The 25,420-nt window shown below is 46.3% G+C and carries 19 protein-coding genes, 1 pseudogene and 1 riboswitch; of the genes and pseudogenes, 16 read left to right on the forward strand and 4 right to left on the reverse strand.

The window, feature by feature from the left end; translation table 11 throughout:
- Nucleotides 1-17 precede the first annotated feature (17 nt).
- Both ABIE48_RS06710 and ABIE48_RS06715 read right to left on the reverse strand, forming a co-directional pair.
- On the reverse strand, nt 18-1,334 hold the full coding sequence (locus tag ABIE48_RS06710; protein ID WP_354518558.1) for an alpha/beta fold hydrolase: 1,317 nt from the start codon (nt 1,332-1,334) through the stop codon (nt 18-20).
- A 65-nt stretch (nt 1,335-1,399) separates the two neighbouring features.
- Nucleotides 1,400-1,735, reverse strand: coding sequence for an ArsR/SmtB family transcription factor (locus ABIE48_RS06715; protein WP_145022834.1), 336 nt, complete (start codon nt 1,733-1,735; stop codon nt 1,400-1,402).
- Nucleotides 1,736-2,486: 751 nt separating this feature from the next.
- Here ABIE48_RS06715 and ABIE48_RS06720 point away from each other — a divergent pair.
- The 13 genes and pseudogenes from ABIE48_RS06720 to ABIE48_RS06780 all read left to right on the forward strand — a co-directional run bounded on the left by ABIE48_RS06720 (nt 2,487) and on the right by ABIE48_RS06780 (nt 20,084).
- Entirely contained in the window at nt 2,487-3,356 is an 870-nt protein-coding gene (locus ABIE48_RS06720) for an aminoglycoside phosphotransferase family protein (protein ID WP_192714994.1), read from the forward strand.
- 196 nt (nt 3,357-3,552) lie between these two features.
- Nucleotides 3,553-4,041 carry a GNAT family N-acetyltransferase gene (locus ABIE48_RS06725; protein ID WP_145022830.1) on the forward strand — a complete coding sequence of 163 codons (489 nt, stop codon included), beginning with the start codon at nt 3,553-3,555 and terminating at the stop codon, nt 4,039-4,041.
- A gap of 36 nt (nt 4,042-4,077) precedes the next feature.
- Complete coding sequence (locus ABIE48_RS06730; RefSeq protein WP_192714993.1) at nt 4,078-4,458, forward strand: DUF1259 domain-containing protein; 381 nt, start codon at nt 4,078-4,080, stop codon at nt 4,456-4,458.
- A gap of 274 nt (nt 4,459-4,732) precedes the next feature.
- A pseudogene (locus ABIE48_RS06735) lies at nt 4,733-4,880 on the forward strand (arsenate reductase); the annotation flags it as partial.
- A 2,177-nt stretch (nt 4,881-7,057) separates the two neighbouring features.
- The gene (locus ABIE48_RS06740) at nt 7,058-9,514 is read left to right on the forward strand and encodes a cellulase family glycosylhydrolase (protein ID WP_354518561.1); all 2,457 of its coding nucleotides are present in this window, start codon (nt 7,058-7,060) and stop codon (nt 9,512-9,514) included.
- Nucleotides 9,515-9,744: 230 nt separating this feature from the next.
- Nucleotides 9,745-11,097 (forward strand): FAD-dependent oxidoreductase, encoded by a 1,353-nt coding sequence (locus ABIE48_RS06745; protein WP_192714991.1) that lies wholly within the window; start codon nt 9,745-9,747, stop codon nt 11,095-11,097.
- Between the two features lie 58 nt (nt 11,098-11,155).
- Nucleotides 11,156-12,124: an ABC transporter permease gene (locus tag ABIE48_RS06750; protein ID WP_354518564.1), complete on the forward strand. Its 969-nt coding sequence runs from the start codon at nt 11,156-11,158 to the stop codon at nt 12,122-12,124.
- A gap of 2 nt (nt 12,125-12,126) precedes the next feature.
- On the forward strand, nt 12,127-12,996 hold the full coding sequence (locus ABIE48_RS06755) for a carbohydrate ABC transporter permease (protein WP_145022818.1): 870 nt from the start codon (nt 12,127-12,129) through the stop codon (nt 12,994-12,996).
- A 64-nt stretch (nt 12,997-13,060) separates the two neighbouring features.
- On the forward strand, nt 13,061-14,596 hold the full coding sequence (locus ABIE48_RS06760; RefSeq protein WP_192714990.1) for an extracellular solute-binding protein: 1,536 nt from the start codon (nt 13,061-13,063) through the stop codon (nt 14,594-14,596).
- A 75-nt stretch (nt 14,597-14,671) separates the two neighbouring features.
- Complete coding sequence (locus ABIE48_RS06765; RefSeq protein WP_192714989.1) at nt 14,672-16,528, forward strand: sensor histidine kinase; 1,857 nt, start codon at nt 14,672-14,674, stop codon at nt 16,526-16,528.
- Nucleotides 16,503-18,104, forward strand: a complete 1,602-nt coding sequence (locus ABIE48_RS06770) for a response regulator (protein WP_192714988.1) — start codon at nt 16,503-16,505, stop codon at nt 18,102-18,104. Before ABIE48_RS06765 ends, ABIE48_RS06770 begins: the two co-directional genes overlap by 26 nt.
- A 403-nt stretch (nt 18,105-18,507) precedes the next feature.
- Entirely contained in the window at nt 18,508-19,140 is a 633-nt protein-coding gene (locus ABIE48_RS06775) for a TetR/AcrR family transcriptional regulator (RefSeq protein WP_260869290.1), read from the forward strand.
- The gene (locus tag ABIE48_RS06780; protein ID WP_192714987.1) at nt 19,140-20,084 is read left to right on the forward strand and encodes a carboxymuconolactone decarboxylase family protein; all 945 of its coding nucleotides are present in this window, start codon (nt 19,140-19,142) and stop codon (nt 20,082-20,084) included. The genes ABIE48_RS06775 and ABIE48_RS06780 overlap by 1 nt, the downstream gene beginning before the upstream one ends.
- A gap of 1,097 nt (nt 20,085-21,181) precedes the next feature.
- On the opposite strand, the gene ABIE48_RS06785 is transcribed toward ABIE48_RS06780, so the two are convergent.
- Nucleotides 21,182-21,511 (reverse strand): metal-sensing transcriptional repressor, encoded by a 330-nt coding sequence (locus tag ABIE48_RS06785; RefSeq protein ID WP_192714986.1) that lies wholly within the window; start codon nt 21,509-21,511, stop codon nt 21,182-21,184.
- Nucleotides 21,512-21,780: 269 nt separating this feature from the next.
- On the opposite strand from ABIE48_RS06785, the gene ABIE48_RS06790 reads away from it, so the two are divergent.
- Nucleotides 21,781-22,347 (forward strand): YdhK family protein, encoded by a 567-nt coding sequence (locus ABIE48_RS06790; RefSeq protein WP_354518569.1) that lies wholly within the window; start codon nt 21,781-21,783, stop codon nt 22,345-22,347.
- A 478-nt stretch (nt 22,348-22,825) separates the two neighbouring features.
- Nucleotides 22,826-22,957: riboswitch (cyclic di-AMP (ydaO/yuaA leader) on the forward strand.
- Nucleotides 22,958-22,961: 4 nt separating this feature from the next.
- A complete protein-coding gene (locus ABIE48_RS06795) occupies nt 22,962-23,432 on the forward strand; it encodes a C40 family peptidase (protein ID WP_145022807.1) in 471 nt (156 codons plus the stop codon).
- Nucleotides 23,433-23,502: 70 nt separating this feature from the next.
- Here the strand turns inward: ABIE48_RS06795 and ABIE48_RS06800 are convergent, their stop codons facing one another.
- The gene (locus ABIE48_RS06800; RefSeq protein ID WP_192714985.1) at nt 23,503-25,026 is read right to left on the reverse strand and encodes a multicopper oxidase family protein; all 1,524 of its coding nucleotides are present in this window, start codon (nt 25,024-25,026) and stop codon (nt 23,503-23,505) included.
- Between the two features lie 158 nt (nt 25,027-25,184).
- Here ABIE48_RS06800 and ABIE48_RS06805 point away from each other — a divergent pair, with 158 nt between their 5' ends.
- A complete protein-coding gene (locus tag ABIE48_RS06805) occupies nt 25,185-25,385 on the forward strand; it encodes a copper ion binding protein (RefSeq protein ID WP_192714984.1) in 201 nt (66 codons plus the stop codon).
- The last annotated feature ends 35 nt before the right edge of the window (nt 25,386-25,420 follow it).

Raw genomic sequence — 25,420 nt, forward strand, 5'->3', positions numbered from 1 at the left:
TTCGTAGATATCCCCCTTTACGCTTGTTCCAAAGTCTTAGCGATTATCGCTTCAGCCAGGACATTCGGAGCCATAACAACAGCGGAATGATCCTGGCCTATCAGCGTGAGGGTTTCAGCAGCTGGCAGAAGTCCAGCAAGCTCTTTGGCCGCAGCGTGAAACAAAGGTTCGCTGTTTTCACCTGTCATGATCATAGCCGGAATGCTGACGTTCCAGCGATTGGCCGGAAGCGGCTTGCCGGATTGGGTATCGCCCATAATCATGCCATCATAAGCGAGAGTGTGAGCTAAGGACTCCATCGAATTCCAAGAAGGATCGGCTTTCATGTAACCTATATACTCCTCAGGAATACCAAGTGCTTCTGACATGTAATAGGCAACTGCATCGCTTCTTCTGTCGGCTTCAATCAAACCGTTCAAGTGATCGACGTATTCTGCGGGCACCGGCTTGCGGCTATCGTTAATAATAAATGGAGGCTCATACAGATACAGCCCCGTGACCTGCTCCCCTAAGTGGCTGGCTGCCTCAAGAGCCAAAACGGCGCCGGAAGAGCTTCCAAATAGACATGCTTTGCCGCCGGCCCTTTGAATTAATGCCTCGATATCTTCTACCTCGCGCTTAACAGAATACGGATGGGTATCGGAGCTATGACCGCGGCCTCGTCGGTCATAGTTGAAAACGGTGAAGTGGTTGGCCAACTGGTCGGCAAGCTGAGCAGCATCGTGATGGTCAGCAGCTGCAGAGGCAACGAGGATAAGGGCAGGGCCGTTACCTTGTTTTTCATAAGCGATCTTTGTTCCATCTTTTGAAATGACAGTTTCCATGGTTAAGTTTCCTCCTTTTGACGATTCAAAATAGAATTCAAGTCGGTCAAACGCATCCGAGAAGCCTTCGATCATTCCCATGGCTTCAGCATTTTCCAGGTCTTCGACCGTAGCAAAATGTGTCACGATGCTAAGCTTTGTTCCTTTGGCCGCCTCTTCGAATAAGACGGTTGTACTCATCTCGCTGTTCTCTACGATATTCCAGTCTTTATCAGCGAAAGTATCCATGTAAACGAGTCTGGAGGGCTCACTAACTTCTTGATAAACGGCATGACAAAACGCTTCTTCCCCGCTATTGTCATCGGCTCTCAGACTATATCGCCAAACACCGCCGGGTTTTACATCCATCTCATACACGGTGGCAGTCCATCGTTTAGGTCCCCACCAACGGGCGATGTGCTCCGGTTTTGTCCATCCTTCCCAAGCAAGACTCTGTGGCATGGCTACTGTACGCTCAACAATTAGTTCGCGGCGTTTATGGTCCCGGTGAATTTTCGTTTTTCTTCTCATGTGTAACCACCTCATTCGTAAGTTTCAAACCAACCAACGGAAGGTTCCGAACTTCAACGAAACGTTTATAAGTCCTCCTTTTTTTTGTAGTCGAGCATATACTCCTCGAAATTGTCCAAACGCTCCTCCCACAGGATGCTAAAAGAATCAAACCATTCATCCAGGTCTTGGAACGGCTCAGCCTTGAGGCTATATATTCGCTGTTGTGCTTTGTTACGGGATCGCACCAACCCGGCCTCGCTTAAAATACGCAGATGGCGGGACACTTGCGGCTGCCCCATGTTAAGGGCTTCAACGATTTGGCTCACCGACAGCGGCCCCTTTTTGAGTAGTTCGACAATATTGAACCGGTTAGGCTCCGCCAATGTAAGTAATGTCATTTGGAGAGTTGATGTGTTCATGTCTTATATATACACCAACACGTATATATGTGTCAATGTATATGTGTAAATCACTTTTATTTTTATGGATTGTTATTCTAAAATGTGATTAAGCTAACGGGGAACGATAGCGTAATGAAGACATTTGAAGGCAGCTGGCCCAAAGCCAGCTGCCTTTTTCCTAACGGGTAGAGTTTAATTAAAACTGTTTAATTTATTTTACTCAAGCAATTCATTTTGACTAAAATTTTAACCTAGCACAGGATCGGCTGCCATTTTCATCGAAGTATTGAGTAGTTTAGTTCAATACAAGATGAAATATAATGGATAAATAAGCCTTAATTTATTAAAGCTAATCATAAAATAATACAGAGATTTATTCATTTCTTAGGGAACAGACTTGGATACGATAGGGTTTTAAGCCCGGTAATAAACCGGGCTATTTTCTGCATATGTTAAGAATTGGTATTAACAGCGTAAGACGACTAAAACCGTAAACAGGGCACATATTGCCACAATAGGAACTGGCCTGCTTTTTGTTAAACTAACGGGCAGGATAGTTTAACTATAATTAGGTATGATCAGATAATTGACTCTTTTTTGATACCATTTCGATGGTGGTCAAGTTCTGTTTATTGATAACTGCGCAGTGATTCAGGAACAAGCGGCTGTGAGGACTCGTTATACGAGAGCTACGAACTAAAGAGGTGTTAGAGTGGGAACAACATTTGATCACATGATGCAGGACTCGCGGACGAGGAGGAGTCGACTAATGGGTGAGAAGATGCACGACGACGAAATAGAAATTGATGAGGCGCTCGTGCGCCGACTGCTTGTCGCCCAGTTTCCCCACTGGGCTGGGCTGTCCCTGCGACGGATCGAGCCTGCTGGCACAGAGAACGCCGTCTTCAGGCTAGGCGACGAATTTTCTGTTCGGCTATCGCGGCGGGAGGGGCCTTCGACACCAGATAGTCGTGAGTTTATTTGGCTGCCTGAGCTGGCGCCATTGGTTCCGCTTGAAATCCCCGTACCTATCGCTCAGGGACATCCGAATAGTGAATATCCGTGGTTTTGGGAGATCCATACGTGGGTTGAAGGCGAGACTGTACCGATAGAGGAGATTGATGCGATTCAGGCCGCGCGTGATCTTGCGGCGTTCGTTGCAACGCTGCAACAACTCGATCCATCGGGCGGGCCGCCGGGCCGCGGCATTCCTTTGGCTCAACTGGATCAGGAGTTCCGCTACTGGCTGGCGCGGTTCGATGGCGATCCTTCGGTGTCTACTGTGTGGGAATCGGCGCTTGCTGCGCCTACGTGGAAAGGCCCGCCGGTTTGGCATCACGGTGATCTTGACGCGCGTAACTGGCTCGTGCGAAATAAACGTATCACCGGTGTGATCGATTGGGCTACAATGGGCATTGGCGATCCTGCATGCGATGTCATGGTCGCTTGGAAGTTACACTCGCAGGCGGCCCGTGATGCGTTCCGTGAATATCTTCCGACGGACGACGCTACGTGGGCAAGAGCCCGCGGATGGGTCGTTTCTCAGGCAGTGGGAGTACTGGCTTACTACACGCCGGAAAACAATCCAGTTCTGTATCAGGAGGCGAGATCCTGGCTCGATCTAGTACTATCAGAGTAATACTTGATTAAGAAAAGAATCACTAGCTTCTAACGCTCATAGAACTATCGGGAAACGATAGTTGAATAACCGACAAGGATGAAGCTCCCGGTGCTGATCGGCGGCTTCATTAAGCTAACGGGCAGTTTAGCTCATAGTTTCATTTATAAAACTAAAGTAGTATTCTGTTATAAAAACACTTGAAGGAGTTATTAAAATGATTACGATTTATGCTGATAGGTATAAAGAAGAAGTCATTAAACTGATATTGCATGTACAGAATGTTGAATATGGTGTAGGGATTAGTGTCGAAGAACAACCAGATATACTAGATATTCAATCGAATTATATTAAGGATGGGGGTAACTTTTGGGTAGCGTTAAACGATAACGGCGAGGTTGTAGGCTCTATCGGTTTGCAAAAGAAAACTAACGAGGTTGCCGTATTAAAGAAATTTTTTGTTTATAAAGATTACCGTGGTAAAGAGCTTGGGATAGGAACAGGACTCTACGAAGCTTTGCTTGATTTTGCGCAGAAACATCGGTTTTCTAAGGTGATTTTGGACACTCCTTCCAAAGCCACTAGGTCACACAGTTTTTACAAGAAGGTTGGATTTAAGGAAATTGCTAAAGAGGATTTGCCAATTCAATATGATTACCCTGATAGAGATTCACTTATTTTTGAATTAGACCTAGCTGATAAATGATTTTGAACTAACGGGAAACGATAGCTCAATAAAGATTTGAAGGCGAAGCCGCAGGTTATTAATGGTGTTTGCACAGCTTCTTCGGTCAGAAATAACATCAAGCCTACAATCTTAGGGAAAAGATCCAAGTCTTTTCTGGCCATTCCCCAGGCCTTTTCCTTTGAGAACATTGGCCGGGACGGGAGAGCCTTGTGTCTAGGCGAAACCGTAATTTTGACTGCAGAAATCAATCCTTTTATTTCTCGACTTCGCAGCCATGGCATCAAAGTAACAGCGCTTCATAATCACTGGTTATTTACAAACCCTAACATTTGGTATATTCACTTCGAAAAAAACGCTAAACCGTTAACTTTCGCTAGAGACGTGCGTGATGCACTTAACGTCTTGACGACGAAACAGTTCGGCCTGTTGTTATAAAAAAATAACCGAATAAAAGGTCCGCCAAAGGCGGATCCTTTTTTGATTCCGGTCAGGAACATAGGACAGCCGAAAGTATTCACTGGGAGGGATTACGCTGCAAATTTCGCAAATGTTGTTCATATTTAGAGACATCCCACTTGTAAGAAGGGTATTTTGGAACAGGAAGTAGTAGCGAGGGTACATAAATGAAGAGTTCGGCGAAGGATCAAAAACCGTAAAGGCAGCTCGTTAAATTCCGTGATATTGGAAATCGAAGATCGGGTTATATTTATTGACACCACCACATGTCTGTCGTGAACATTGGGGGGGTGATGACCAGCAAAAGCTCAAGGGACTGATGTGGAGAAATGGGCTGTGTTCCAACGGGTTCGTGACCAGATTGGCATCGGATTGAGCGATTCGCTAAGACGGGAGAATAAATGTGACGAAAAAAATGCCTAGAGTGATCTCGGCTTATTCATTAAGGATAAATGTGGAAAAGAGTGCTGGTCTAGTCATTAGGCTCCAGTGCTGTTAAAGAAATAGAACGATGTTGAAGCGGCTCTAAGGAGCTGTTTTTTGGTTGGAGTGGAATCTAGCTGAGTTTGGCGAAGTTATCTGACGATCCATGTTAAAGATTATTTGAATCTTATTGATATTAAGGATATGAGCTGATATTGTAATTTTGTGGTAAATACATCAAAAAAGATTGATTTGGGCAGTAGCACCAAGTTGCCGAACGCTGTTCATCTTTACGAATCGGTTGGGTTCAAGCACGTTCCTGTTCAACAGATTGGGCCTATGCCTTATGTAAGAGCAGATGTGTTTATGGAGTTTGAACTAAAATGAATTCGAAGACAAAAATATCGACGAATCTGTAAATGTTATCGCTAGATCTTCGGTTGCTAGAGCTACTTGGAACTGCAAAGCAATTCCTGCCAAATCAGTTTTCGTTTTTAATAGGGGAAGTACCAACATAACTGATACCAGCGACAATAAATGGATAAAGAAATAGTATTTTATGAAATACACTTCTAAAAGATGATCAGGTGTAAGGAAAATTCATTCGTTAGATAGGCTCGATAGGGTCGAACTGCAAGACCGGTTTTGCGGTAATTCTCACTAATACTGAAAATGAGCATTATATCCGGCGTTTATTAAAAAACTCTTCTCATGAAATAAGAAAACACATGCTCTTTCTTACAATGGAGGATGAACTTATGAATAAACAGGAGAAAATTGATCGAATAGAAGGTTACTGAAAATAAAGATAATTTGCTTGGAGAAATTTTACAACTTGTTGAGGATGAAGATTTGACTATCAAGCTTTCCGGGATAGAAATGTTATCCTCCTCTCCTTTAACTTTATAGCCGCGTAGCTGCGGCTATTTTTGTTTTAACGGTCAAAGCCCGACGACAAGATCATATATCGATAACCGAAATTGAAAAGAATTATCAACTACAATGTTAGCGCTGTATCTTGCCTTGATAGTGTGAAGTTGTTCAGTAGCCAGAAATATATTTGAATGCACTTTATAATTTTGTGAGAAAAATTCGTTATTTGTTTAGAGGACCTTGGACTTTGATATCAAGGTTATTTTTTCTGTAATCAGGCGCTTGGGTATGTGAAATTGATACTCATCAGATTCTTAATACAGAAGGTAAGAGATTTGAGGTAAATGTGCAGTTATTGGTACATGCCTTTTCAAAAGAAGCGAGGACCGAATCGAAAGGGACAACGGAAGAATGCGGAATTGCGGCGGATATCCGGTATACTCCATTAGCGAGGTCCGACACGGATGAACTCTCTCGTATTCATGCAAAATGGCACTGGTATGTTTATCTGGATATGCATACGGAGCGCTTCAAGGAAGAGAGCGCTAGCTAAATTGGTTTTTGCTGCTGGCGATTAAGATTCTGTAGCGTTCACCTGCATGTTTATTATTTGGGAAGAAACCAGATGAAGAGCCTGAAACCTGGTGTACGGACAATGGGATCGAAAAACTACTGACTGGAGTGGGGGAGGGGGATTTGTTCTGCAACAACCGTATCCTCCCTGGCCTGGATTCAACAAGGAGCGAACTACTGTCTACCCGAAACAAAACTACTGATTTCTACCGCTGCCAAAACAACGTGAGGGCTGCCTGACGAGTGAGCTGAGACCTTGTCCATAATCGATGTATATAGGCGAAATAAATATGCAAACCTGGTTTCGCGGGAATTGTCACTAATACTGAAAACGGGTATCTTATTCGGCGTTTATTAAAGAAACTCTTCTCATTAAATATGAAAACACGCCTTGATGCATCAACATTTTCGTCTTGGTTTTTCTCAGCAATTATGACAACACACAGTACTTAGGTAAGCAACAGAATTTTACAAGACAGCACTTGGATAGATTGTGATAAAAAGTCATCAGCGGAACAGTAGATGTCATGAACGCATCCTAACAATTTTGCGCAAGTGTCCCTATAATCTAGATCAACAACGAGAATGACAACGCTTACAAAGCTGAGTTTATTCTCGTTATTAATCGAAGTGGGGACAGGGGTGGTTGAGAAGAATGCGAAGACATTGGATTTCTGTCATGCTTACATGTTTACTTATGTTGGGAGGAATGGATCGTGTAGGTTTAACCGCCGCAGCGGATGGCGTACCGCCAAAAGAATGGAACTTTATCACGCGCAGCGGGGATCGATTGATGGATGGCGAGAAGGAGTTCCGATTCATATCCATGAACGGCTCAAATCTCACGTATATGCCAGCTCCCGTATGGCATCGCCCTGATCCATGGGAACAGGAGGATGTATTTAGATCCTTGCAGCAAATGGGTGGCACAGTAGTCAGGCTGTATACGTTCACGATCAAAGGGGGAACCGCCAATGGGAATCAGCCAAGTCATGTAACTGGCTTAAGGCAGTATAATGAGGATTATTTCCGGGACCTGGACCATGTGCTGAAACTGGCAAATGAGTATCATATCCGCGTCATTATTCCTTTTATCGATACATGGGAGCATGTCGGAGGGATTAAACAGTTTGCAGGTTTTCGGGGGAAGACCGCCGGGGAGTTCTACACCGATCCCGAATTGAAGGAAGATTATAAACACCTGGTTAGCTATGTGCTGAACAGGACGAATACTTATACCGGCATCAAATATAAAGACGACAAAGCCATCCTTGCTTGGGAAACCGGCAATGAATTATACCCGACGGATGCTTGGACACAGGAGATGAGTGCTTATATAAAAAGTATGGACTCTAATCACATCGTAATGGACGGACGGTACGGTATCAGTCAGGCTTCCCTTGAGGATCCCAATGTGGATATCGTATCCAATCATTATTATGAGAGCGGAGGAGCTGATTATGCGCTGCGTGCTGCTGCGGACCGAAACTTGAGTTTGGGTAAAAAAGCGTTTGTTATCGGGGAGTTTGGACACTCGAACAGGACAAATCTGACCCGAACGGCTGATGAGGCGATCGCTAACGGTACATCCGGAGCCTTGTTATGGACGTTGAAGTCTCACAACAAGGACGGCGGCTTTTACAACAAAGAAGGAGATTTCCGTTGGCCGGGCTTTCCATCGGGTGAAACCTATGACGAAAAGGCAATTATGTCCATGATTCGCGAAAAAGCCCATGAAATCCGCGGACTGCCGATCCCGCCGATGCCAGTACCTGACGCACCTCAGCTACTGCCGATCGATTCGGTGCTTGGCATCGCCTGGAGAGGATCTGCGGGAGCGGAATCCTATCAATTCGAAAGAGCAGAACACCTGGATGGGCCATGGACCATCATAGGCACTCAGGTTCTGGATAGTGATATTCCTTTTCGTCCTTTCCAAGATACGACGGCTGCGGAAGGAATGAATTATTATTATCGGGTAAAAGGGATGAACGGAGCCGGAATCTCGGAGCCTTCGAATGTCGTTGGCCCCATTACCGCCTCTTCCGTTCCACCGGTACCGGATCAGCCGATGTGGATACCTTTTACCTCAGTTGCTTCCATGACCTGGTACCCGGTAGAGTGGGCTGAATCGTATGATATCGAACGGGCTGAAGCGCCAAACGGACCTTGGTCGGTGGTTGGGGCGGATCTCGCGGTAGCAGATCAACCGTTCAAGGATGCGTCCGCAAGCAGCGGCATACCGTACTATTACCGAATTACGGCCAAAAACACGGGCGGTGCCTCGGAGCCGTCTGAAATATTCGGACCGATAACCGTCCGCAACATAGCCCAGCTCGCAGCTTTGACTGTGGATTCAACCAACGGATCTAACGTTAAGGAATATGCCGTTGATGGAAATCTATACACCCGCTGGTTGTCTCAAGGGCAGGAAGAGAGCCATTTTATTGAAATGGAATGGACGGTTCCGCAAAAACTCAACTACTTAAAAATTTGGAGTGGAGCCGCGAGCGGTGAACAATGGCATATCCGTGATTTTAGCGTAGATTACTGGGACGGAACCGTATGGGTGCCGGTGGCATCCGTTGTTGATAATGACAAGGACGGCTTTTATGGCGAGTATAATGATATGCACTTCGAAACAGTTCAAACGGCAGCCTTGCGCTTAAATATTACGAAGCCTTCATGGCAAGGGATACCGGTGAATCCGAATGATAAAATCGCCAGGGTTATGGACATGGAGACAGGCTACAACGACGATACGGCACCGAAGGAAGTGAATGGCGCGGCGGTAGTGGAAGGGGACGGCCAGCTGACCTTATACTGGACGGATCCGGAGGATGACGATTTCGCCCAAGTCGTCGTTTTGGAAGAAGGTGCAGCCGAAGCTGAAGCGGTTCATGTAGGCAAAGGCGTACAAACCGTTACAATAAACGGGCTCGTGAATGGGACGGAATACGCGTATCGGATCCGAACGGTGGATGAGGCGGGGAATAAGTCTCTTGGCGTCACGGTTTCCGGTACGCCGGGAGTCGATCGTCCGGGTAACAGCTGCCCAGGCGGCGAGAAGCCTGATAGAGGCAAGCCGAGTAACCAACAAACTAACCACGGAAGCAAACTCAAGGATAAACCGTGCAAAGATAAACCCGGGAGCGTTCATTCATAAAAGGAAAATAAGTATCTAACGAATTTGGATGAGTGTGTTCGTTAAAGAGCTATTTTCGCAGGTTCCAGTCTGTGAATCAGCTCTTTTTTATTTTAAGCCCATGAAAAGGTCATGATCCGAACAGTGAATGTCATCAGCGTGTGCTAATCATAACCGCCATTGGGATCTAAAATGTAGGTATACCCGAATGGATCGGGACATTTCGAGTTTACCAACTGGAGGGTCTAAACATGACAACGAAAAGAACATGGACGCTGCCGCCGGAAGAACTGCCTATCTCGAACCAGGTTGATGTCGTCGTCGTCGGAGGAGGGCCGACCGGCATTGCCGCTGCCATCGCTGCCGCCAATAATGGAGCAAATACTTTGCTGATTGAGCAAAGGGGATTTCTAGGAGGTATGGGCACGACGGCACTGGTACCTGCCTTTTGTCCTTTTACCGACCATGAGAAGCCTGTCATTCGCGGTATCGGGCTCGAGCTGATGGAGCGAATGAAAGCGAATTGTAAACCTTCTTATATCACGGAATATAAAGAACAGCTGGATTGGGTTCCGATTGACGTTGAGGTATTGAAGCGGGTGTACGATGAAGCGCTGCTTGAGAGCGGAGCCAAGGTTCTGTTCCATACATTTGTTGGACAGCTGGTCATGAATCCGGGGGGGCATGGCGTGAACGGTCTGGTGCTTCTGAATAAGTCCGGAAGATCGATCGTCGAGGCCAAGTACGTCATTGATGCCACAGGTGACGCCGATATTGCGGCGCTGGCCGGCGCTCCGTTTCAGAAAGGCGGGGATGCCGGCGAGCTGCAGCCGGGGACGATGTGCTACCTGTTAACCAACGTGAACCGGGAGCGCTTCAGGCAATATATGAGGGATAGCGGTGACACCGGACAAATCCCGCAAGCGGTTCAGCTGGCGCAGAGCAACGGCGATCTTCCTCCCGGCCGGAAGGAAGTCTCTGGCTTTGCCTGGGTGTCGGATTACTTGGTTGGGGTCAACTTCGGGCATGTGTTCGGCGTAGACGGAACGAAGGCGGAAGATCTCACGAAGGCTGCGGTAGAAGGCAGAAAGCTGGTCAACATTCAGGTCGAATTTCTGCGGAAGTATGTACCCGGATTTGAAGACGCCCATTTGGTCAGCACAGGCGAGCAAATCGGCATACGTGAAACCCGCCGCATCGTCGGTGACTACTTGCTGGTTCAGGATGACTTTATATCCATGCGAAGCTTTGAAGACGACATTGCAAGAAATGCTTATTTTATTGATATCCATATGGCTACCAGCAAAGAAAACATGGAAATTCACCATCTTCCCCCCGGTCGGTCGCATGGGGTTCCATACCGTTCCCTTCTTCCTCAAGGTTTGGCAAATGTGTGGGTTGCGGGACGGGCCGCCTCCGCTGACCGAGTCGTACAGGGCTCGCTTCGGGTAATGCCCAACTGCTTTGCAATGGGGCAGGCAGCGGGAACAGCCGCGGCCATCTGTGCAAAGACGGGCAGTACATCCCGGGAGGTCGATATCAAACAATTGCAGCGTCTTCTCATCGAGCAAGGGGCCTGGCTGGGCGAGCTTGCTGAAGTTTAGGCGGAAGCGAGTCCATTTTTTATCATAGCGACAAGACAACAAAAGAGAGGTGAATGCCGTGGCACAACATAAGGCTGTCACCGTGCCCAGACCGTCCGGCACCAGCACCGATACGGTCTTAGACAAAAAACGTTTCGCAAACCTCAGGCAATATTGGGATTTGTACTTGATCATGGTTCCTGGTATCGTGTATTTTCTCGTTTTTAAGTACCTTCCGATGTGGGGGATTGTGATCGCCTTTAAGGATTACAGCATATTTGCAGGATTTAATGCCAGCGAATGGGTAGGGCTCGACCACTTTGTACGGCTGTTTCATGATCCCCAATTCTATCAGGTGTTCTGGAACACGGTCATTATAAGTTTATATAAGCTGATCTGGGGTTTCCCGGGTCCCATCATCTTAGCACTTCTGCTCAATGAGATCCGCAGCATGTTTTATAAGCGGACGATCCAAACGCTTGCTTACTTGCCGCACTTTCTGTCTTGGATCATTTTAGGCGGTATATTGGTAAACGTCCTGTCTCCCGCCACGGGCGCAGTCAATGAAATCATGAAATGGCTTGGATTCGAACCCGTGTTTTTCTTAGCGGATCCGGCTTGGTTTCGATCGGTGCTGGTCATCAGCGATATTTGGAAGGAGGTCGGTTGGGGGGCCATCATCTATCTTGCGGCTCTAGCGGGCATCGATCAGCAGCAGTATGAGGCAGCCGTCATGGACGGTGCAGGGAAGTGGAAGCAGCTGTGGCATGTAACCCTTCCATCTATTAAAGGGACGATCATCGTGCTGTTCCTGCTTAGGCTTGGCAGCATCCTTGATGTGGGGTTTGAACAAATATTCGTTCTGTATAACTCGCTTGTATATGATGTTGCCGATGTCATTGAGACCTATGTGTACCGGATTGGTATCGGTCAGTCCGAGTTCAGTTATTCGACTGCGGTTGGATTGCTTAAATCCGTCATCAGTCTGGCGCTGGTCGTTATCGTCAACAAAGCCGTTAAAAGAACGGGTCAAGAAGGGATCTACTGATTATGAAAATGTCAAAAGGAGAAAAATGGTTCAGCGGCATCAATCACTTTGCGCTTGCCTGTTTTGGGCTTTTGGCTTTAGCGCCCTTCATTCACATTCTGGCCCAGTCGTTCAGCAGCTACCGGGCGATTGTTTCCGGCGAAGTCTCCTTCCTGCCGGTAGAATGGACGACGGAAGCTTACGTGAAGGTGTTCAATGACCCCGGGTTCATTCAATCTTTTCTCGTCAGTGTGCAGCGGACGGTTGTGGGAACGCTCATCAGCGTAGTCTTGACCATGCTGCTTGCATACCCTCTATCAAGATATTACATTAAAGGCCGCGGTCCTATCATGTTCCTTATTGTCTTTACCATGCTGTTCAGCGGCGGGATGATCCCGACATACCTGGTAATCAAGGAGCTGCATCTGATGAACACCTTCTGGGCCTACGTCATTCCGGGTGCCGTTAACGCATTTCATGTGGTCATCATGAAAAATTTCTTTCAGTCCATCCCGAATGAACTGGAGGAATCCGCAAGAATCGACGGTTCGTCCAATCTCGGGATTTTATTTCGCATCGTAGTACCGCTCTCCATGCCGGTGATTGCCACGATCGCCTTGTTTAATGCGGTCGGACAATGGAATTCCTTCTTCGATGCGGTCATGTACGTTACCGACTCTTCCTTAAAGCCGCTGCAAATCTATTTGCGGGAGCTTGTGATGTCGGGGCAATCGAACATTAATACGACGGATAGCCTGGAACGGCAGCTCCTGGCGGTGGAGTCGCTGAAAGCCGCAGCATTGATAGCGAGCACATTGCCAATATTGCTCGTGTATCCGTTCCTTCAGAAATATTTTGTGAAGGGAATTATGATCGGCTCGGTCAAGGGGTAATAGGACATATTGTTCTTGTATCCGTTTACATTTCGTAATATTTTTATATAAAGGGGCTGAAAGTATGAAATTGCGAAACATGTTGTCACTATTGGTGATCTCCGCTATAGCGGCCGGTTTGCTCAGTGGATGCGGAGGCGGGAAGGAGGCTTCTGGCAGTCCCGAGTCAGGAGAAGTCGGCAAAAGGCAGACCATCAATATTGTGCAGCCTAACTTTGGTCGTAAATTTTTGGACGGTATGAACGAGAACAACAACCCCTATCAAAAATACGTCAATGATAGCGTCAATATCGACGTGCATGTGGTATACCCGCCCTCCGACGGCTATCAGGACAAGCTGAATGTGATGATGTCATCCGGCGACGATATAGACATGGTATTTACGCAGGATGCTTCCTGGTTCATTAACATGGTAAACCAAAAGGCGCTGCAGCCGCTGAATGATGCTATCGAGGCGTCAGGTCCCGATCTGAAGAAGTCGGTTCCACAGGAAGCATGGGACTCCGTTACGGTGGACGGTAACATCTACGCGGTGCCAGCGGTCAATTATATTCTCGGTAACGATTTGATGTATGTGCGTAAAGATTGGCTTGACAATCTGGGATTGCAGCCGCCGAAGACGCTGGATGAATATGTGAATGTGATGCGTCAATTTGCTCAGAATGATCCCGACGGTAACGGCAAGGATGACACGGTCGGCTTGTTGATGGGGGAAAATCTCATCCGATCGGCGCCTTTCTTTGGCTCTTTTGGCGTACCGTTCAATGGTACGTCTGCGGTCAATCAATGGGTGATGAGAGACGGCAAGCTGGTGAATGCTACCACTCTGCCAGAAACGAAGGAAGCTCTCCAGTTCCTGGCGGACCTCTATAAAGAACAGCTGATTGATCCGGAATGGGCGCTGAACAAGAACAACAATATCGAAGAGAAAGTAGCCAGCGGCAAAGCCGGCCTGTTCTCGGCAACCTGGTTTGATACGCGGGGGCCGATCTTGACGAATAAGACAAACGATCCAAAGGCGGAATGGATTCCCCTTGACTATCCGGTGGGCCAGGACGGGAAGTCCGGCGTCGTTGCCTCCAGCATGGTGATGGGCTACAGCATCGTGCCTGCAAAGAGCAAGAAGGCGAATGAAGTCATCAAAATGTTCAATTTTGCCAATGGTGAAGGCCATGAGCCGATCAAACTCGGTTTGCCGGAGCACAATATTTCGAAGAGGGAAAACGGCAAGCTGGTCATGGACTTTGAGGAACACAACAAGCACGTCTACCGCAACAATATTTTGGACTATGCCGCTCCATGGGATCAGGAGCTTGACTATCAGCGGCTTGATGCGCTCGGCCCTGAATTCAAGCTTAAGGATAACGTGACGCGGATCAGCAGCAACCTGATCAAGAACGAATACAACGGACCCCCGACGCCAAGCATGGGCAAAAACGGGGTGCAATTGACCAAGCTGATGCAGGAGACGTTTACGAAGATCATCATGGGGACAGTGCCGATCGAAGCATTCGATCAATACGTGCTGCAGTGGCAGAGCCAGGGCGGTGAATCCATCACCGCTGAGGTGAACGAGAATTATGCAAAGATGAACAAATAAGCTGAATAACAAAGTGAAGGGGCTTCCTATCGAGGCGCCTTCACTTTGATTTATGTAGACAAGGATGATGCTGGTTTGATCAGAACATGGAAAAACCGTTTCAGGCAATCGATTCAGCTGCGGCTTACCGGTTATTTTATTCTGATCCTTATCCCTCTCGTTGTGATATCGACCTTTTCGAATCATCGATCGCGCACGATTCTAAAAAATCAGATTGGCGATCGTACGCAAAGCGCCATGCAATCCGTCGTCCATTATGTGGACCTTACAATGCAGGGGGTGTATGAGCTGACAACGGTCCTTGCGAACAATTATGATATTAACCGCAGATTCGAATACGCTGGAAAAGTGCTCACGCCGCAGTCGATTTTGGATTTCCAGTGGATTGATCAGCAAATCGCCGCTATCTCCTCTGTTAACCGGATGGCTCCGAAGGCGTCCCTATTTCATTATGATTCCGGCATATTATTGTCAACCACCGGATATCAAAAAGAACAGAATCCGGAGCAGCTGGAATGGGTCAAGCAGGCCATCGAAGCCGATGGGAAAATCACGTTATTCTTCCCGGAAGAGAACCGGTACAATGCGAACCATATGATAGACCCGATCTATAACAAGAACGTCATGGTGGTTATGAGGCGGATGAGTTTGCTCAATCCTGAACGAAACAAAAATATCGTTATACTGCCGCTGAGCAAGGATTATTTTGTGAGCCAATTGAGGCGTTTGCTTCCAAGCAGCCATGCAGAGGCTTTTCTGTTTACCCAGGACGGGAAATTAATTGCTACGACGGCAAGCAGCACTGCGACTCCTCCCTCCTGGCCGGACGAAGGCAAGGATCTGATTGCAGGCTATCTCCCGGGTTACCCTGAGCGGATGCTTATGGTTCGGGTAACGTCACAGGACTCGGGCTGGAAACTCGTCATGATACAGCCCGAGAAGGATATTTTGCAGGAATCGCGCACTTTGCAAGGGTGGACGTACTTGATCATCGCCGTAAGCGTGTTGATATCGTTATGGATATCGTGGATCGTTTACAGCGGCATATCCAAACCGATGAAGAAGATGGTAGCCGCGATGAAGGAAATGAGGAGGGGACAACTCGATATCCAAATCATCCATCGAAGGGAGGATGAGTTCGGGTATGTCATGGATACGTTCAACCATCTGGCCAGTGCGCAGCGGCACCTGATCGAAGATGTGTATGAGAAGCAGATTTTGCTGACGAAGACGGAATTCAAATTGCTGCAGTCGCAGATCAATCCTCATTTTCTGTACAATACGCTGGATTCGATTTATTCGGCGGCGGTATTAAGCGACGCCGACGATGTGGGAGAGATGGTCATCAATTTGTCCAAGTTTTTGAGATACAGCCTGGGTAAGGGAAAGGAACACTACACGGTCTCGGAGACGTTTAACCATCTGAACTATTATATTAAAGTACAGCAGCGACGATTTGATTTTGAAGTTACATATCGGATGGGAGAAGGTACGGAAGATATCCTGCTGCTTAAATTGCTGCTCCAGCCGCTAGTGGAGAATGCGATTTTGCATGGACTTGAGCGAAAACATGGCGGCCGGGCACTCGAAATTTCTGCAGTGAACGACGGGGAATGGTTCATTGCCGAAGTAAAGGATAATGGTGTTGGAATGGCGCCGGATCGTCTGCAGTATATTCAACAGCAACTGGATGGAATCTCCGTGATGAATTGGGATCTCTCAGCGGGAAGGGACCGGATGGATGCGGAATTATACGGTTTGAGAAACGTGAAATCCAGGCTGAAACTGCACTACGGGGAGAATGCAGATCTAGTGATTGATAGTGATGAACTGGAAGGAACGCGTATTCGATTGTACATACCGCGGGTTGAATGCGGAAGTATCCAGTACATGGAGGGGACGGGGCATGAATTTAATGATCGTGGAAGATGAGATCGGTATCCGGGCAAGAATGGCGGGAACCATCCCCTGGGAAGAGAACGGCATCGAAGTGGTTGCTCTTGCGGAGAATGGGAGTGAAGCGCTTCAAATGATGGAACGTACCCGCCCGGATATCATTGTGCTGGACATTCGGATGCCGGAAATGGATGGACTCACATTGGCGAAGCGGATTCACGAGTCCAATGAAATGGTGAAAATGATCATCCTCAGCGGTTATGAACATTTTGAATATGCGCGTTCTGCCATGGAGTCCGGCGTACTCAAATATCTGATTAAGCCTGCAAGCAATGAGGAGATCCTGCAGGCCGTTCTGGAAGCGGCAGCTATCCTAAAAAGCGAGTTGGAGAAGCGGCATAACTATGAGATGCTGTTCTCGAAATGGAGGAATTATCTGCCGAGACTGCAGGAAACTTTTTATAATAATTGCATTTCCGGTGCCTTTGCCGATTGGGAATATGAAAGCCGAAGCAAGGAATTGTTGATCCCGTTTGAAGCGGAACGACGATTATCCGTTGTTGTCTTGGAGCCGGATCCATTGATTGACGGGGGGAGATTTCGGGCAGAGGACACACCGCTGCTTCAATTTTCACTGCGAAGCATTGCGTTTGACGTGATATCAGGCATGAATTCCGAATTGTTTCAGGATGCGAAGGGCTCTACGGTCATTATTTTTCATAGCAGACCGGAGGAGGCCCCAGGTGAATTCCAGCTTCGTGTCAGCTTTACCACAACCAAAGTGTTGTCCACGTTAAAAGAGTGTTTGAAAGTGACAGCTAGTGCGGGAATCAGCAGTATCGCGACTGGACTGCAGCATCTGCCCATGTTATATGCCCAGGCGCAGAATGCACTTCGGAAAAGAGTCGTATATGGACATGACCTTGCGATCCCTTATGCGGATGAACTCGGGGAAGATGGTTCGGCGAATTTAACGATTGCCTCTGATGAAAGAGCACTTGAAACAGGAATCGAGCTTGGAGATATTCAAATAGCCGAAGCGGCGCTTGATCGATTGTTGGAGAAGGTGTTCGGGCATGCTTCTGCGGTAGAGGAGGTACAGGAGAAGCTGCTTTATCTCATGCATGGTTTGCTTCGCGTCATTCGCGAACAACAGTGGAACCTGCGCCAGATGGTGGGGGAGGATGCCGTTTATTTTTACAGTGTCCTGAACCTTCATTCAAGGGAACAAATTCAGCAAACCCTGCACCGGATCGTACGTAAGATTACGACCCATTCGCAAAAGCGCCCTCAGCCAAGCGGACATAAATTGATTCAGCGTCTGCTTGTCCTTGTCGAGGAGGAAATCGGTCAGGATATAAGCCTGAATTTGATCGCGGATCGGTTATATGTAAACAAGTCCTATTTAAGCCGACTATTCAAGCATGAAGTTGGTGAGTCGTTCTCCCAATATGTGCTTAAACGCAAGATGACGCTGGCCAAGCAGTTCATCCAGGAGGGAGGACAGGTTGGGCAGGCCGCGAGACAAGTTGGATATATCAACAGCGGTTTTTTTTCGAAGGTGTTTCATAAGTACTGGGGGGTTCTGCCGAGCGAGATTAAGCAGAATTAGAGGAAGAGGGCACAGAGTCCCCTTGGGAAGCCAAATGATAAGGAATGAGTATCGCTACAAGCAGCAAGGGTGCCACACCGAGGATAACGGCTGAAGACTGGTTTCCATTTTTATATATAACATTAGCAAAGACAATAAAAAAAGAAAATAAGACATAGGTGTTCCGCCGAGATATTTATAATTATGTATAATTTTTGATTTGACGTAATAATTCATACGCCGGAACCATAATCACTGGTCAAACTTTCAAAGCATGGTATCTCTAAATCTAATCCCCGGCAAACACTGTGCATTTGGTTTGCCTTAAGCTAATAAAACAAATCATTTGACCACTTTGGTCATTCGATGTAGAATAAAAATGACCAAAGTGGTCATTGGGTGATATATACAGATCAGGAAAGAAGTGGTCTTCATTTATACAAAGTTTTATTCTTTGGAGCAAAAGAAACAGGAACGCATTATTAACGAGGCAATGAAAGAGTTTGCGCGAAGCGGTTACGACAGGGCTTCCACAAATGAGATCATCAAAAAAGCAGATATAGCAAAAGGCTCCTTATTCGTATACTTTAACAATAAAAAGGAACTGTATCTGTTTCTGCTTGATTACGTCAGTGAGGCCGTGAGTAAAATCTACGACGAGGTGGATTGGACTGAAACCGATATCCTGAAAAGAATCTGGGATATAGGCCTCATTAAGTTAAAGTTATATAAAAAGTACCCGCAGGCGTTTGATTTTCTGAAGGCGGCCAGTCATGAGAACGCTGCCGAGGTAAAATCCGAAATCGACAAAATGAGCAAGGCTAACTTTGAGATCGCATTCAAACGGTTTTACAAGGATACGGATCTGACGAAATTCCGTGACGATATCGATATTGAAGCGGCAATCAGCGTTATTAATTGGACCATGACGGGTTTTGCCCAGCAGCAAACGGATCGGCTGAGCTCCTCGGACGAAATCAGTACGGATGTGCTCGAGGAATGGCAAAAATATTTGGCTTTCTTAAAGCAGTGTTTCTATAAAAAGGAGGAAAAATAATGGAAAAGCAATTAAAGGACAAGATTGAGCGTCCGGCAGAGGCCCGCATACCTCAGTTGGCTGTTTCCGAGCTGCCGGAGGAGCTGCGCGCGGTGGCCGGCATCGGCGCGTCGAACGTGCTTTTGACGCTGGCGCACCGCGGAGATTTGATGTCCGCCTGGCTTGAGTTCGGAATGCACCTCATTAGCGGGGGGCGGGTGTCCATGCGGACGCGCGAACTTCTGATTTTACGTGTAGGGCTCCGGACATCGTGCGCGTACGAGTGGGGCAACCACGTTCCCGGAGCCCTCAGCGCTGGCGTTACTGCCAGCGAGATTGCCGCCCTCGCGGACGGTACGGGCTCCTGGCCCGCCGCCGAAGCAGCTGTGCTAGACCTGGTCGACGATCTCTGTACGGACAACTGCGCCTCAGAGGAGACATGGAAGGCACTGACGGCGGCGTATACCGAGGGTGAAATCATTGAGCTGGTGATGTTGATCGGGTTTTACCGGATGAACGCCGGATTCCTGAATTCGCTGGGAATACAGGTCGAGCCCGGCCGCCCGGGGCTGGGACAAGGTATGGCCTACGAGGCCCCCGCAACTCCGGCCAGGACATTCAGCTCCTCGTTGGCCGAAGCACAGACAGAAGCTACAGCATACGGGACGTGGCAACTGAAATTTTACCACCCCGCCGCGACGCAGGAGCTCCGGCTCGAGGTTGTGTCGGAAGAGGGTACACTGTCCGGCTCAATCACCAATGAGGCGGTGGGTATCACCGCGCCTGTCTCGGAGGGGGCGGTAAGCGGAAACCGGGTGACGTTCACAACCGTCATGACGAAACCGTTCCCTGCTACCATCACATGGGACGGGATAATCGACGGCGACTTCGTCTCGGGCACAGTCAATATTAAAGGCGTGGGCTCTTTCCCGTTTGACGGCACAAGGAAAGTGATAAGCCAATGATTGCGCGGGTGAGCTTTAAACATGATGCCGGCGGGTCAACGCCGACATCAAACCGTCCTGACCGTTGCCGAGGTGCAAGCTGACCTGATCTTTAACCCCATCACAGCGATGGGGTTTTTATAGATTTTCGATCATTGCAGGCAAACCTAAGGACAATATGATCTTAATTTTCTCCCTATTGCTCGTGTCTTTAATTTCAATTCCTTTGGACACAATTATCTACTCCCTCCCTTTATGGAAACTATCGAATGCCTTCATGAGGCACCCGGAGGTATGATCTACGCTTGATTACATCCCCCTGGGGGGGATGTAATCAAGCGTAATTTCCCTGTAGATAATTAACAGTGAATTTTTACAGGAATAATTTTTTCAGAGGATATTGGCAATCTCAGGGGAGTATTAACTTCCTTTAATAAGATGAAATTCTTTTAGTGTCTGCCTTTTGTTTTATGTTCATTTGTCTTACTTTTCTGTTGAATATCATGTTAATAAGACAAGGTGAAAATATCCCCAAAACCATCACGATCAGTAGGGTGTCTTTCCAAATCGAATGATTTGTGAAAATCTTTATATCTATGTAGTGTGTATACTCAACCAGATGTCTAACCCAAAGATGAACTTTCATAAACAGATAGATAAATGGACATATGATAAGCATATAAAAAAGTTGAATATCCAATAGCGTTATTCCTCATTTGATGAAGCGGTATACCATGGTGGCCACAATTAGAGTAAACATTGTACTAAATTGTCTTGGGGATAGAATGATAGTCCAAATGGAAGACAAGAAAAATGGGGCTGTTATAACAAATGCGATCGTAAAAAGAGTTCCTTTTATCATAACTCTTTTTTTGGATTTTTCTGCATATTCATCATTCAGGTAACTAAAGTAAAAATTGTGACCTAGATATTTGGATAATGAAGTGTTTAATCTGGTTAATGGATAGATCGTAAAATAAGTCGGACCAGGTTGTTCCTTTCGTAGCTTCATTAGAAAGATGGGAAAAAAGTACGTTAATAATGCAATGGAGACGGGGAATGAGAATATCTCCATCAAAATTTTCATAAATCCACAATCCCTTCTTGCCATTCGTGTATTATCTAATAAAGTGATCCAGCGCTTTATTGAGGTCGCGCAGAACTTCCTCTTCATTTCCGTGATATGCGGCTTCAATCACGCAGGTTTCTAGGTGATCTTTCAAAACCACCTTTGCTGTGCTTTCCAATGCTTTTCGAACAGCTGCGATTTGCAGTAAAATCTCGGAACAATCACGTTCATTTGAAGCCATTTCTTTGATTGATCGAACATGTCCCTCGATCCGAGCAAGCCGATTGACGACGGCCTTCATATTTTTATGCGTATGAGAATGTGTATGAGTAACAATATGAGTATGTTCCCCACCAGTACCGTGATCATGTTCAGTCATGTCTCAACCCCCTTTCTGCAAATTATAACCCCCATAGGGGGATGATAACAACAATCGGGATCCAGGTTCACGTTTGCAGAAATGGATAGAAAAGCAAATATTACATGAATTATGTCTTCACTAAACTCTGCCTGCAGCAGAGTTTTTTGGTTTTAACAATAACCAATAAGTCCGGGAAACCTTCACAAGTTCTTCATAAGTTTTAGGTAGAATGTTTGGGAGCTGAGGATTCAATCCAAATAAAAATATGCAAAGGTGTGTGACAAACTGTGAAAAAAGTATTCATTTTTATTAGCCTTGCAGCAATCCTGGTGCTAAGTGCGTGTGGAAACAAGGATAACGCAAACAATAATACGAACATGGACATGGGCAGCGACCATTCAAATATGGGGGATATGGACAGCATGAATCATTCCGGTTCTGGTGAGGTTCCTGCAGGGTTAAAAGAAGCTCAAAATTCCACATATAAAGTTGGAGATGAGGTTGTGATCCATGCCAAGCATATGGAAGGCATGGATGGAGCCAAGGCTAAAGTGGTCGGTGCCTATGACACGGTGGCTTATGCTGTAACGTATACTCCAACCACTGGAGGTGAACCCGTTCCCAATCACAAGTGGATTATCCAGGAGGAAATAAAGGATGCGGGTAGTGAGCCCTTGCAACCAGGAACTAAGGTGACCATTGAGGCTGATCATATGGAAGGTATGAAAGGCGCAGAGGGCACCATTGACTCTGCTGAAAAAACAACGGTGTATATGGTTGACTACACGCCAACTACGGGAGGAAACCCCATTAGGAATCATCAATGGGTAGTCGAAAGTGAGCTTTCTAAATAGAGTTTTTTTAGCAAGTGAATGATGTTGAGTGGCACAAGACGGTGAATTCCTTTCTCCTTATGCACGTTATATGACTGATACTGTAAATATTGGACATGGGCAGCGTTATGACGTGTTATCGACAAGCTCAATGAAGATCGTGGTTCGACTGTGTACTGACGGATAAATAGCTTTAGCCGATCTTGCAATGCCAGATCGGTTTTTTTGTTTGGCGTCCATATGATTATTTGCCTTGGTTTTTCTGTTGCTCGGAATCAATCCTTTACAAAATTGTTATTTTTTCTTGCTTAACATGTTCCGTTACCAAGACAAGGACCTCGATTTCGGGAATAGAAATCGACAAACTTTACTCAGCTTCGCTGAACTTCCATTAAATCCAACAAATATCAGTGAAAAAGTTACGGTTAATGGGAATCTATTAATTAGGCATTGACAAAAAATCTGATTATATACTACATTATGTAGGGTTACATTTTTTTAATAATTATTGCCGAATTTCTTGATACTGAAAACGGGGGAACCATTTTTGGGTGAAATATTCTCATTGAAGAATAGAGGGAACCTTCTACCGAACCCTTAGCTAACTCCGTAGGCATCGGAAGGAGAACTACATAGTGAAGAAAGTAATTTTGTCATTGATAGGTGCGGCCATTGTTTTTTCAGCAAGTGCAACCAGTTCCTTTGCCAGCTCCGTTAAACTCGAAAGTGAGGTGGATAAGGTCGTAGGCACTCCTTATCAGTGGGGCGGCACAACAGTGGCTGGTTTTGACTGTTCCGGTTTTATTTTATACATATTTGATAAATTCAATTTAGATTTACCCCGCACATCTAAAACACAGGCTCAAGTCGGAACTCCAGTAGATCGTGAAAACCTTAGAGCAGGAGACCTGGTATTCTTTAATACGGACGGTACGGGAATATCTCACGCGGGTATTTATATCGGCAATAATGAGTTTGCACACTCTTCAAGCAGTAAAGGCGTTACCATTAGCAAATTATCGGATTCATATTATAAAAATCGGTATGTTACAGCACGCCGCGTCTTGAGTCAACAAAGTTACCTGAAAATGATCAGCGAAATTTGATCTAGTCGAGATAAGCCACCTAAATCAAAAATGAAAGCACCGGCTGAAGTCAGCCGGTGCGTTTTGTTGTTTATTCAGGTACGTTGTTCACATTGGGATCAGGCGTATAATTATTTTGATAATCATCATACATCACATCAGTTACCATTCCAGCGGACGCGTGGTGTAAATCGTGGCAATGGAACATCCATTCACCGGGGTTGTCAGCTTCAAAGGCAACTTCATACGTTTCGCCAGGTTTGACGTTCAGCGTGTCTTTCATGATCGGAGATCCTTGAACTGGCTTGCCATTCTTGCTCAAGACTTGGAAGAAATGGCCGTGTAGGTGCATCGGGTGATCGTCCATTTTGGATTGATTTACAAAGGTCACCTTTACCTTATCTCCTCTTTTTACTTTGATTGTATCCGTATCCGGAAAAACCTTTCCATTGATCGTGTAAACCATTTCTCCATTTCTCATTTCGGTATTCAGATTCATTGTCACGTCTTCATCAAAGGTTTGATCCAAAGAAAATGCGGACGCAGACATGCTTCCGTACTCCTCCAGATCAAAATCGGGAAGTTCTTTGGATGCATCGGAAGGGTCGGGTTTCGCATTGGAACCTTCGTATTGAATCATGGCTCTCATATTTTGTGCTCGACTATCCTTAGCGTGTTCTTCAAGTAACCAGATTCCGGGATGATCTGTGTTAAATTCAATGTCATATCGTTCACCGGGAGCAATCGAGACGAATTGATCCTTGATCACAGCCGGGTCATTCACGGGCTGCCCGTCGGATGCAACAACCTTAAAAGAATGACCGTGTAAATGCATCCGGTGCGTGATGTAGCCGGCGTTAATCAACCGAAGTTTTACTTTTTCACCCTCTTTAGCGGTAAGCTTATCGATCGCATCACCTGTTTTTCCGTTGATCGTATAAAGGTCATACATACTCATATCATGTCCTGCCATTTTCATCCCACCGTTATCCATGTTCATATCTCCAGAACTCATCCATTCATCGAGCACAAGGGTGTAATCGCGGTCAGCTGTATCTTGGGGATCTTCGACAACAAGAGAACCATACAAGCCTTTGTCCACTTGATTCACACTGTCTTGATGTGAGTGGTACCAATAAGTACCCGGTACGGTGGCTTTAAATTCATAGGTGAAGGTCTTTCCGGGTTCGACAGCATCTTGTGTGACTCCTGGAATTCCGTCCATGTTGTTGGGAACCGGATAGCCGTGCCAATGGATGGAGACAGGCTGCTTGAGGTTATTTTTCAAGTTTATTTTGACCGTATCCCCAACCTTTACCCGGACTTGTGGACCGGGAACCGAGTTATTAAATGTCCATACGGGAATGGTTTTTCCCTTTTCCACTTCAAGATTACTTTCCTTTGCGGTTATGGTGAATCCTTTACCATTCACAACAGGTGTTGCTGTTGTTAATTTAACGGATGTAGCGGATTCACTCGAGTTGGAAGTAGAGTTTGAACCCATATTCATTTTTGAATGATCCATTCCGTTCATATTGCTTACTTTCGAGCAGCCAGCCGCAAAAACGGCCACCACGCTGGCGAGGATTATTGTTCTTAATATCGCTGCTTTCATTTGAAGAACCCCTTTCTAATTCTTTTGATGTAAGCCTCATTCATCATAAAATAAACATGTATAGAAATGATGAAGATGGCTGGGGTAGTATAACTTTAGGCTTGAATATTATACTATAGGGGGGTATACTAATAACAAATCGAAAGGAGGAGTCGAAATTGAAAACCATTACTTTAAACGTAAACGGAATGAGCTGTCAACACTGTGTGAATTCCATTGAAGGAGCTCTTAAGCAAATAGGGGCTGGGGGGAATGTTAACTTGTCCAATGCCTCTGTTGAAGTTCAATTCGATGAGACCAAACTTCCGGAAAGCAAAATTAAAGAGACCATCGAAGACCAGGGTTATGATGTTGTTTAAGTAATAAGTAACCTTGAAGTGATAAATAGAGGTGC

Origin of the sequence: Paenibacillus sp. OAE614 (assembly GCF_040546645.1) — a bacterium.
In the GTDB taxonomy this organism is placed as follows: Bacteria; Bacillota; Bacilli; order Paenibacillales; family Paenibacillaceae; genus Paenibacillus_AQ; species Paenibacillus_AQ favisporus.